Source organism: Streptomyces sp. UNOC14_S4 (genome assembly GCF_020740835.1).
Lineage (GTDB): Bacteria > Actinomycetota > Actinomycetes > Streptomycetales > Streptomycetaceae > Streptomyces.
Genome location: NZ_JAINFC010000261.1, coordinates 1 through 10422 on the forward strand (window position 1 = coordinate 1; position 10422 = coordinate 10422).

The following is a 10422-nucleotide window of genomic DNA, read 5'->3' on the forward strand; positions in this document are numbered from 1 at the left end:
CCGCCACCCCGCCCGCCGTACGCCCGGCGAGCCCTGCCATGCGGCCCGTACGCCACGCGCGCGTGCCCGCCGCGCCCCGGCTGACGCACTCCGTCGTCCGCCGCGGCCCACCGCTCGGCGCCGTCCTCGTCTGACAGCCCGAGCAGTACGCACCACAGCACCACCACGGAGAAGAACCGGTATGAGCAACCGCAACAGCCACCAGAACAAGCAGGCCGCCCGCGAGCGGCTGCGCGCCGAGCGGGAGCGCCAGGCCAAGAAGGACAGGACCCGCCGCCAGCTCCTCGTCGGCGGCTCGGTCGTCGCCGTCCTCGCGGTCGCCGCGGGCATCGGCGTGGCCGTCACCAAGATGGGCAAGGACGACACCGTCTCCGCCGCCTGGTCCGCCGCCGCCAAGAAGGACCTGGTCAAGCCCGCCAACACCGCGGGCGACAAGGGCACCGAGATCGTCATCGGCGACAAGAACGCCAAGCACACCCTGGATCTCTTCCAGGACATGCGCTGCCCCATCTGCTCGACCTTCGAGCAGTTCAACGGCGACACCATCGACAAGGACGTCAAGGACGGCAAGTACAAGGTCTCGTACCACATCGCGACCTTCCTCGACCGCAACCTCCCCGGCACCGGCTCGAAGAACGCCCTCAGCGCGCTCGGCGCGGCCCTGAACGTCAGCCCCGAGGCCTTCAGCGCCTACAACAAGGCCCTCTACTCCAAGGCCAACCACCCCGATGAGACCAAGGACTCCTTCGCCAAGGACGACGTCCTGCTGAAGATCGCGAACCAGGTCCCGCAGCTCAAGGACAACAAGGACTTCGAGAAGAACGTCAAGGACGGCACCTTCGACAAGTGGGCCCTGGAGGTCTCCGACGAGTTCGACTCCCACAAGGACGTCACCGGCACCCCCACCCTCAAGATCGACGGCAAGAAGCTGACCTCGGACGGCAAGAACACCCCGATCGCCCCGGACCAGTTCACCAAGGCCGTCACCGAGGCGCTCAAGTCCTGACGTCCACGTCCTGACGCCGCGCCGCGGCACGCCGTCCGAGCCGTCTGTGGCCGGGTCACTCCGGCCACGGACGGCTCAGGCGTCCCGGCGCCGCCGGTGACCCCCGCCGGTGATGCCGAATCTTGACCAGACAGGTGTCCGGGAGCGTGGCACACTTCGCGTCATGGAGGGGACAGGGGTTCGACTGAGGACGCTGCGCGCGGGCCTCTTCACGGCGCTCTGCGTCACCCTCTCCGCCGCCTCCCACGTCCTGCTCTCCCGGACCCCGCTGCCCGTGTCCACGGTCGCCGTGCTGTCCGGCGCGGTCTTCGCGATCGCCTACGCGCTCGCCGACCGGGAACGGACCTACGGCCGGATCGCGGCCCTCCTCGTCCCGCTGGAGCTGACGGCCGACACCGTCTTCACCACCGGCCAGCACGCCTGCTACGGACGAGTGGGCGGCCCCGTAGCGGGACCCCTCCACTCGATCGGCGTCGACCTCGTCTGCGGCGGCAACTTCGGCACGCCGCTCGCGCGCATGGCCGCCCAGGGCGGCACCGGCCCCGCCGCCGACTCCGCCGCCCTGCCCTGGCTGCTGCTCGCCGCGCACGTCGCGGTGGGTCTGCTGGCCGCCGCCTGGCTGCGCCGCGGCGAGGTCGCCCTGGCCCGGCTGCTGCGCGCGGTGGCCGCCTTCGCCTTCCGGCCGCTGCTGCTGGCCGTCGCCGCGCTCGCCGCCGCCGTGGCACCCCGCCGCGCGCCCGTACGGCCCGCGCGCCGCGTCCTGCCGCCGCGCGCCCTCCCGCTCCTCGTGCACTCCGTGGTACGGCGCGGACCGCCCCTCTGCTCGACAGCTGCCTGAAGCGCAGCCCCGGAGCACGCGGTCCACCGCATCCCCGTACCCCTTTTCGGAGAAGACATCATGAGCAACCGCAACAACCAGCAGAACAAGCAGGCCGCCCGCGACCGGCTGCGCGCCGAGCGCGAGCGGCAGGCCAAGAAGGACAAGGCCCGCCGCCAGCTCGTCGTGGCCGGGTCCATCGTCGCCGTCCTCGCGATAGCGGGCGGCATCGGCTACGCCGTGACCAAGGCGGGCGACGGCGGCTCGGGAAAGGGCTCATTCGACTGGGCAGCAGCTAAGAACGCCCCCGTCGTCAAACCTGCCAACACCGCGGGGGAAAACGGCAACGAGATCGTCGTCGGCGATCCGAAGGCCAAGGAGACCCTGACGGTTTACGAGGACCCGCGCTGCCCGGTGTGCGCTGTCTTCGAGCAGCGGTCTGGCACACAACTTCGCCAGGATGTGGCAGACGGACGTTACAAGGTCCGTTACATCATGGCTAACTTCATCGATGACTCGCCAGCCAGAGGTACCGGGTCGAAGAACGCTGTCAGTGCCCTTGGCGCGGCCCTGAACATCAGCCCGCAGGCATTCGTCGATTACAAGGAAGCGCTTTACTCGCCGAAGAATCACCCCGATGAGCGTGACGATGCCTTCGCGGACGACAAGAAGCTGATCGATATCGCGCAACAGGTGCGGGAGCTCAAGGGGAATAAGGAATTTGAAAAGAATGTCACGGAGCACACGTATGCTCCCTGGGCCCTGAAGCTAGGAAGGCTCTTCGGCAAGAACGGTATCAACAGTACCCCCGCGCTCGTTCACAATGGCAAGCAACTGAAGGCCGGCGGAACGCCTAATCCCCCGATCGCCAAGGAAGACTTTATTACGGCCATCAATAAAGAATTCGGGTCAAAGGATAAGGGCTGACGCATTGATCGCGGGCAGGTGATCCCTGAAGCTCGGGCGCCCATGGATTTCGGTCCGCGAAGGAAATGTTGTGTATGCGGGCGGCGGCCTTGATTGCATGCTGGAGGCCGTCGCTGCTTTGTCGGCAGTTTCGGAAGACGCTGTGTATCCCTTTACGCAGCATCTGATGGCGTGTCCATGTCGGACATGTGGGTGGAAGGTTGGGACGGGCACTTCCGGTGGGGACCGTCATGCCGTACTTCATGTAGGCGCCGTCATCGAGTACGGTCGCGCCCGCGCAGTGTCGGCCCAGCTCGTGGGGCACGCCAGGCACGTGCGTCTGGGAGGCGCCCGGCAACCGGGCGGGCCGCCGCGCCAGCCGGGAGTCGTGTCCACGGCGACGTGTGCATTTGCCGAGAGCCGGTGGTTGCGAGGGAAGGCAGCCATACTCCGGTACCAGCGTGCCGTCCGCGATCCACAACTTCTCCGTTGCGTCGATCAGGCAGGAGACGGACTCGATAGCGAGAAGTGTTTCAGCCGCTTGGCTACCCAGCACACCGTGGACGAGGACACGCTGAACAGCGAGGTCAGCTGCCCCATAGTGAGGCTCGCATCGCTAATGCGCTGCGGTCACTAGCACCTGCTCGGCCAGCGGCAGACTCCATGGGCGGGCTCGCCTGGTGCCATCCTGCCCCGCTCCCGCGCTACCTTCAATGGCCGCGCAAACCGCACCTGCGGCATGGTGAGCGGCCTTCACTCCCGTTCAGCCTGCCCCCCGGGGCAGGGAGCCGCGCCCCCGGGTGCCCCTCAGCGGGTCGGGTGGCCCGCTTCGCGCAGCGTCCGCTTCACATCCCCGATCTTCAGATCCCCGAAGTGGAAGACGGAAGCGGCCAGCACCGCATCCGCCCCCGCCTCCACGGCCGGCGCAAAATGCTCCAGCCGTCCCGCCCCGCCACTGGCGATCACCGGCACGGACACATGCTTCCGCACCGCCGCGATCATCTCCGTGTCGTAGCCGTCCTTCGTGCCGTCCGCGTCCATGGAGTTCAGCAGGATCTCGCCCGCGCCCAGTTCCGCCGCGCGGTGGGCCCACTCCACGGCGTCGATGCCGGTGCCGCGGCGGCCGCCGTGCGTGGTGACCTCGAAGGAGCCGTCCGGGGTGCGCCGGGCGTCGACGGACAGGACGAGCACCTGGCGGCCGAAGCGCTCGGCGATCTCCTGGATGAGCTCGGGGCGGGCGATGGCCGCGGTGTTGACGCCGACCTTGTCGGCGCCCGCGCGCAGCAGCTTGTCGACGTCGCCCGCGGTGCGGACGCCGCCGCCCACGGTGAGCGGGATGAAGACCTGCTCGGCGGTGCGGCGGACCACGTCGTAGGTGGTCTCGCGGTCGCCGGAGGAGGCGGTGATGTCGAGGAACGTCAGCTCGTCGGCGCCTTCCTGGCCGTAGATCCTGGCCATTTCGACGGGGTCGCCCGCGTCGCGCAGGTTCTGGAAGTTGACGCCCTTGACGACCCGGCCGTTGTCGACGTCCAGGCAGGGGATGACTCGGACCGCCAGGGTCATGTGCTCGTTGCTCCTCGGTACGCTTCTACTTCTACTTCGACCAGCACGCGCGAGTCGACGAACCCGGAGACGATGACCAGGGTCGCGGCGGGCGGTGCCGCGCCGAAGAGCTCCTTGTGGACGGAGCAGACGGCGTCGACGTCCCGCGCGTGGGTCAGGTACATGCGGGTGCGGACGACGGCCTCGGGGCCGAGGCCGAACCGCTCCAGCTCGGCGAGGGCGCCCGCGAAGGCCGCCCGCGCCTGTTCGTAGGGGTCGCCCTCGCCGTGCAGCACGGTGCCGGTGAACGGCATCGTCCCGGCCACGAGCACCAGGTCCCCCGCCGCGACGGCGCGCGCAGAACCCACGGCCTCTTCCCAGAAACTGTCGCTCTGCGCTCGCTGCACGGCATCGGTCATACGGACACAGCCTCCAGGGCTTCTTCCAGGGTGAACGCCTTGGCGTAGAGGGCCTTGCCGACGATGGCGCCTTCGACGCCCTCTGGTACCAGGTTGGCGATCGCGCGCAGGTCGTCAAGGGAGGAGACGCCGCCGGAGGCCACTACCGGCCGGTCGGTGGCGGCGCAGACGTTCCGCAGGAGCTCCAGGTTGGGGCCCTGGAGGGTGCCGTCCTTGGCGATGTCGGTGACGACGTAGCGGGCGCAGCCCTCGCGGTCGAGGCGGGCGAGCGTCTCGTAGAGGTCGCCGCCGTCGCTGGTCCAGCCGCGGCCGCGCAGGGTGGTGCCCTGGACGTCGAGGCCGACGGCGATGCGGTCGCCGTGCTCGGCGATGACCTTGGCGACCCACTCGGGGGTCTCCAGGGCGGCGGTGCCGAGGTTGACGCGGGTGCAGCCGGTGGCGAGGGCGGCGGCGAGCGAGGCGTCGTCGCGGATGCCGCCGGACAGCTCGACCTTGATGTCCATCGAGCGGACGATCTCGGTGACCTGCGCCCGGTTGTCGCCGGTGCCGAAGGCGGCGTCGAGGTCCACGAGGTGCAGCCACTCGGCGCCCGCGCGCTGCCAGGCGAGGGCGGCGCTCCGCGGGTCGCCGTAGGAGGTCTCGGAACCGGACGCGCCGTGGACGAGGCGGACGGCCTGGCCGTAGCGGACGTCGACGGCGGGGAGCAGTTCGAGGCGGTGGGTCATAGGGGGGACCTTACGGTGGGGCCTTGGGTGAGAGGCAGGAAGAGGGCGGAAGCCCCGGTCACAGGGTGTCGAGCCAGTTGCGGAGCAGGACGGCGCCCGCGTCCCCGGATTTCTCGGGGTGGAACTGGGTGGCGGACAGCGGGCCGTTCTCGACGGCGGCGACGAAGGGCTCGCCGTGGGTGGCCCAGGTGACCTTGGGGGCGCGGAGGTTGGGGTTGCCGACCTCCAGCTGCCACTCGCGCACCGCGTAGGAGTGGACGAAGTAGTAGCGGGTGTCGGCGTCGAGGCCGGCGAAGAGCCGGGAGCCCTCGGCGGGGGTGACGGTGTTCCAGCCCATGTGCGGGACGACGGGTGCCTTGAGGGGCTCGACGGTGCCGGGCCACTCGTCGAGGCCCTCGGTCTCGACGCCGTGCTCGATGCCACGCTCGAAGAGGATCTGCATGCCGACGCAGATGCCCATGACGGGGCGGCCCCCGGCCAGGCGGCGGCCGACGATCCAGTCGCCGCGGACGTCGCGCAGGCCCTGCATGCAGGCGGCGAAGGCGCCGACGCCGGGGACGAGGAGTCCGTCGGCGTTCATGGCGCGCTCGAAGTCACGGGTGATCTCGACGTCCGCGCCGACGTGGGCGAGGGCGCGCTCGGCGGAGCGCACATTGCCGAAGCCGTAGTCGAGGACGACGACCTTCTTGCGGTCGCTCATGCCCAGATCTCCAGTCGCATGATCCCGGCGACGAGGCACATCGCGCTGCCGATGCCGAGCAGGACGAGCACGCCCTTGGGGAAGCCCTGCTTGGCGAAGGAGATGATGCCGCCGACGAGGAAGAGGCCGACGACGATCAGGATGGTGGACAGACTGTTCACAGCGCGCCCTTCGTGGAGGGAAGGATTCCGGCGGCGCGCGGGTCGTGCTCGCTCGCGTAGCGCAGCGCCCGGGCCAGGGCCTTGAACTGGGCCTCGACGATGTGGTGGGCGTTGCGCCCGTACGGCACGTGGACGTGCAGGGCGATCTGTGCCTGGGCGACGAAGGACTCCAGGATGTGCCGGGTCATCGTGGTGTCGTAGGCGCCGATCATCGGCGCCATGTTCTCGGGCTCGGTGTGCACGAGGTAGGGGCGGCCGGAGAGGTCGACGGTGACCTGGGCGAGGGACTCGTCCAGGGGCACGGTGCAGTTGCCGAAGCGGTAGATGCCGACCTTGTCGCCGAGCGCCTGCTTGAAGGCGGCGCCCAGGGCGAGGGCGGTGTCCTCGATGGTGTGGTGGCTGTCGATGTGCAGGTCGCCGTCGGTCTTGACCGTGAGGTCGAAGAGGCCGTGGCGGCCGAGCTGGTCGAGCATGTGGTCGTAGAAGCCGACCCCGGTCGACACGTCGACCTGCCCGGTGCCGTCGAGGTCTATCTCGACCAGGACGGAGGTCTCCTTGGTGGTGCGCTCGACGCGCCCAACGCGGCTCATCGTTCGTTCTCCTTCAGTACTGCGCGAACCGCGTCCAGGAACGCGCCGTTCTCCTCCGGGGTGCCCGCGGTGACCCGCAGCCACCCGGGTACGCCGTTGTCCCGTACCAGGACACCGTGGTCGAGGATGGCCTGCCACGCGGTGTGGCTGTCCGGGAACCGGCCGAACTGGACGAAGTTGGCGTCCGAGTCGGTGACCTCGCAGCCCATGGCGCGCAGCTCGGTGACGAGGCGGTCGCGCTCGGCCTTGAGCTGTTCGACGTAGCCGAGCAGGGTGTCCGTGTACTCCAGGGCCGCGAGCGCGGTGGCCTGGGTGACGGCGGACAGGTGGTACGGCAGGCGGACGAGCTGCACGGCGTCGACGACGGCGGGGTGGGCGGCCAGGTAGCCCAGCCGCAGTCCGGCGGCGCCGAACGCCTTGGACATGGTGCGGGAGACCACGAGGTTGGGCCTGCCCTCGATGAGCGGCAGCAGCGAGGGGCGGTGGCTGAACTCGCCGTATGCCTCGTCCACGACCACCAGGGAGGGCTTGGCGGCCTGGGCCGCCTCGTACAGCCGCAGGACCGTCTCCGCCTCGACCGCCGTGCCCGTGGGGTTGTTGGGCGAGCAGACGAAGACGACCTCGGGCCGGTGCTCGGCGATCGCGCGCTCGGCGGCGTCGACGTCGATGGTGAAGTCCTCGCGGCGGGGGCCGGAGATCCAGCCGGTGCCGGTGCCGCGGGAGATCAGGGCGTGCATGGAGTACGAGGGCTCGAAGCCCAGCGCGGTGCGGCCCGGTCCGCCGAAGGCCTGGAGCAGCTGCTGGAGGACCTCGTTGGAGCCGTTGGCCGCCCAGACCCCGGCCATGGTGACCTCGTGGCCCGTACTGCGGGTGAGGTACCCGGCCAGCTCGGTGCGGAGCTCGACGGCGTCGCGGTCGGGGTAGCGGTTGAGGTGCCGGGCCGCCTCGGCGACGCGCTCGGCGATGCGGGCGACGAGCGGCTCGGGCAGCGGGTAGGGGTTCTCGTTGGTGTTCAGGCGTACGGGCACGTCGAGCTGGGGGGCGCCGTACGGGGACTTGCCGCGCAGCTCGTCCCGGATGGGGAGATCGTCAATGCCGGTCAACTTACTTCGGCACCTTCCAGTCGAACCGGGCCTTGATCGCGGCACCGTGGGCGGGCAGGTCCTCGGCCTCGGCGAGGGTGACCACGTGGTGGGCGACCTCGGCGAGGGCGTCGCGGGTGTAGTCCACGACGTGGATGCCGCGCAGGAAGGACTGCACCGACAGGCCGGAGGAGTGGCAGGCGCAGCCGCCGGTCGGCAGGACGTGGTTGGAGCCCGCGCAGTAGTCGCCGAGGGAGACGGGGGCGTACGCGCCGACGAAGATCGCTCCGGCGTTGCGCACCCGGGCGGCGACGGCCGCCGCGTCCTCGGTCTGGATCTCCAGGTGCTCGGCGCCGTAGGCGTCCACGACGGCGAGGCCCTGCTCCAGGTCGCGGACGAGCACGATGCCGGACTGGCGGCCGGACAGGGCGGGCACGATCCGGTCCTCGACGTGCCGGGTGGCGGCGACCTGCGTCGCCAGCTCCTTCTCGACCGCGTCCGCGAGCTCCTCGCAGTCGGTGACGAGGACGGCCGCGGCCAGCGGGTCGTGCTCGGCCTGGCTGATGAGGTCGGCGGCGACGTGCACCGGGTCGGCGGTGCGGTCGGCGAGGATCGCGATCTCGGTCGGGCCCGCCTCTGCGTCGATGCCGATACGGCCCTTGAGCAGGCGCTTGGCGGCGGCGACCCAGATGTTGCCGGGGCCGGTGACCATGTTGACCGGACGGCACTCCTCGGTGCCGTACGCGAACATCGCGACGGCCTGGGCGCCGCCCGCGGCGTAGACCTCGTCGATGCCGAGCAGCGCGCAGGCGGCGAGGATGGTCGGGTGCGGCAGACCGCCGAAATCGGCCTGGGGCGGGGAGGTGACGGCCATGGAGCCGACGCCCGCCTCCTGGGCCGGCACCACGTTCATGACGACGGACGAGGGGTAGACCGAGCGGCCGCCCGGCACGTAGAGGCCGACGCGCTCGACGGGGACCCAGCGCTCGGTGACCGTGCCGCCGGGCACGACCTTGACGGTGGTGTCGGTGCGGCGCTGCTCGCGGTGGACGAGGCGGGCGCGGCGGATGGACTCCTCCAGCGCGGCGCGCACGGCCGGGTCGAGCTCCGCCAGGGCACGGGTGATCGCCTCGGCGGGCACCCGCACGCGGTCGATCGTGACGCCGTCGAACTTCTCCGCGTAGTCGATCAGGGCCGCGGTGCCGCGATGATGCACGTCCTCGCAGATGGGCCGCACCTTCTCCAGGGCGGCCTCGACGTCGAGTTCGGCTCGGGGCAGCAGGTCGCGGTCGATGCCGGCCTCGGAGGCGACGGCACCGCGCAGATCGATTCGGGAGATCACGGGGTCAATTGTCTCAGACACGTCCCGGCACACGGTTCCCTGTTCCACCCTCCGGACCGCGCCGCCGGACGACGTCGGGTTTTCACTATGAGTATTCAATCCGCCACATGGAGGGAATGGGGACGGTAACGAGTGGTATGCGTGACGGGAGGGGGCACGTTCCGTGACCGAGGCACCCATGGGGGCACCCCCCGCCGGACTGGAGCTCACGCCCGCCGAACGGGGGATGTGGCAGGCGTTCCGCCGGGGCGGCACCCACGACCTGCGCGCGCCGGAGCCCGAGCGGAACGACCCGGGCGGCCCGCACCCCTGGGGGCCGGAGCGCAGCGTGCGCGCCCGGGTGGTGGCCCTGCTCCTCCTCGACGGGCCGCACGCCGAGCCGGGCCGGGTCTCCGCGCTCAAGCTCAACGGGGTGCGGATCACGGGCACGCTCGACCTGTCGGGCGGGCGCGTCGTGCCGTACGTGGAGCTCCGGAACTGCCGCTTCGACCAGCGGGTGCTGCTGCCGGAGTGCCACTTCACCACGCTGCGGCTCATCGGCTGCGCGCTCCCCCGGCTGGAGGCGGCCCGGGTGCGCACCGAGGGCGATCTGCACCTCGCGCGCTGCGTCGTGCAGAACGGCATACGCCTGACCGACGCCCACATAGGCACGGATCTGCTGCTCAACCAGCTGGTGGTGCGAAGAGACCGGCGCGGCGTGTCGATAGCGGCGGACGGTATGTCGGTCGGCCAGGACCTGCAGGCGGAGCTGATGCGCTCGTACGGCGAGCTGAGCATGCGCAGCGCGACGATAGGGGTCTCGTTCAGCCTGCGCGGCAGCGCGCTCAGCAATCCGTACGGGAAGCGCGCGCTCAACGCCCCGCAGCTCACGGTCGAGCGCACCCTCCATCTGACGTCGGCGGGGTACAGCAGCGCCGCGTTCGCCAGCGGTTTCACTCCCCCGCAGGGCATCACGATCACACCCGGGCGGGGGGTGCGCGTGCAGCGCTTCGAGTGCGAGGGCGGGGTGCGGCTGGACGACGGGCGGTTCGGTGACGCGGTGGACCTCAGCCAGGCCCGGTTCGCCATGGAGGCGGACCAGGAGCTGTCGCTGCGCCGGATCCAGACGCCCGAGCTGCGGTTCCTCGGGGAG

11 protein-coding genes and 1 pseudogene are annotated in these 10422 nt (G+C 70.5%); 4 read left to right on the forward strand and 8 right to left on the reverse strand.

From position 1 onward, the window contains the following. Window positions 1–181: 181 nt before the first annotated feature. From K6I34_RS22320 to K6I34_RS22330, 3 genes are all read left to right on the forward strand, one after another. The gene (locus tag K6I34_RS22320; protein ID WP_229328103.1) at window positions 182–1006 is read left to right on the forward strand and encodes a thioredoxin domain-containing protein; all 825 of its coding nucleotides are present in this window, start codon (window positions 182–184) and stop codon (window positions 1004–1006) included. A gap of 163 nt (window positions 1007–1169) precedes the next feature. Beyond that, window positions 1170–1844, forward strand: coding sequence for a hypothetical protein (locus K6I34_RS22325; RefSeq protein ID WP_229328104.1), 675 nt, complete (start codon window positions 1170–1172; stop codon window positions 1842–1844). Between the two features lie 60 nt (window positions 1845–1904). Continuing rightward, complete coding sequence (locus K6I34_RS22330; protein ID WP_229328105.1) at window positions 1905–2750, forward strand: thioredoxin domain-containing protein; 846 nt, start codon at window positions 1905–1907, stop codon at window positions 2748–2750. 786 nt (window positions 2751–3536) lie between these two features. On the opposite strand, the gene hisF is transcribed toward K6I34_RS22330, so the two are convergent. Genes hisF through hisD form a run of 8 tightly spaced genes read right to left on the reverse strand, consistent with a single transcriptional unit; the run spans window position 3537 to window position 9290 of the window. Then, window positions 3537–4292 (reverse strand): imidazole glycerol phosphate synthase subunit HisF, encoded by a 756-nt coding sequence (hisF, locus tag K6I34_RS22335; RefSeq protein WP_229328106.1) that lies wholly within the window; start codon window positions 4290–4292, stop codon window positions 3537–3539. Continuing rightward, the gene (locus tag K6I34_RS22340) at window positions 4289–4690 is read right to left on the reverse strand and encodes a Rid family hydrolase (protein ID WP_229328108.1); all 402 of its coding nucleotides are present in this window, start codon (window positions 4688–4690) and stop codon (window positions 4289–4291) included. Before K6I34_RS22340 ends, hisF begins: the two co-directional genes overlap by 4 nt. Beyond that, window positions 4687–5415: a bifunctional 1-(5-phosphoribosyl)-5-((5-phosphoribosylamino)methylideneamino)imidazole-4-carboxamide isomerase/phosphoribosylanthranilate isomerase PriA gene (priA, locus tag K6I34_RS22345; protein WP_229328110.1), complete on the reverse strand. Its 729-nt coding sequence runs from the start codon at window positions 5413–5415 to the stop codon at window positions 4687–4689. The genes K6I34_RS22340 and priA overlap by 4 nt, the downstream gene beginning before the upstream one ends. A gap of 58 nt (window positions 5416–5473) precedes the next feature. After that, window positions 5474–6115, reverse strand: coding sequence for an imidazole glycerol phosphate synthase subunit HisH (gene hisH / locus K6I34_RS22350; protein WP_229328111.1), 642 nt, complete (start codon window positions 6113–6115; stop codon window positions 5474–5476). After that, on the reverse strand, window positions 6112–6276 hold the full coding sequence (locus K6I34_RS22355) for a hypothetical protein (protein ID WP_183147256.1): 165 nt from the start codon (window positions 6274–6276) through the stop codon (window positions 6112–6114). Before K6I34_RS22355 ends, hisH begins: the two co-directional genes overlap by 4 nt. Next, entirely contained in the window at window positions 6273–6866 is a 594-nt protein-coding gene (gene hisB / locus K6I34_RS22360; protein WP_121797779.1) for an imidazoleglycerol-phosphate dehydratase HisB, read from the reverse strand. Before hisB ends, K6I34_RS22355 begins: the two co-directional genes overlap by 4 nt. Then, window positions 6863–7969, reverse strand: coding sequence for a histidinol-phosphate transaminase (locus K6I34_RS22365; RefSeq protein ID WP_229328112.1), 1107 nt, complete (start codon window positions 7967–7969; stop codon window positions 6863–6865). Before K6I34_RS22365 ends, hisB begins: the two co-directional genes overlap by 4 nt. A 1-nt stretch (window position 7970) precedes the next feature. Continuing rightward, window positions 7971–9290: a histidinol dehydrogenase gene (hisD, locus tag K6I34_RS22370; protein WP_229328113.1), complete on the reverse strand. Its 1320-nt coding sequence runs from the start codon at window positions 9288–9290 to the stop codon at window positions 7971–7973. 178 nt (window positions 9291–9468) lie between these two features. Between hisD and K6I34_RS22375 the strand changes: the two are divergent. Then, window positions 9469–10422 (forward strand): annotated as a pseudogene (locus tag K6I34_RS22375) (oxidoreductase); the annotation flags it as partial.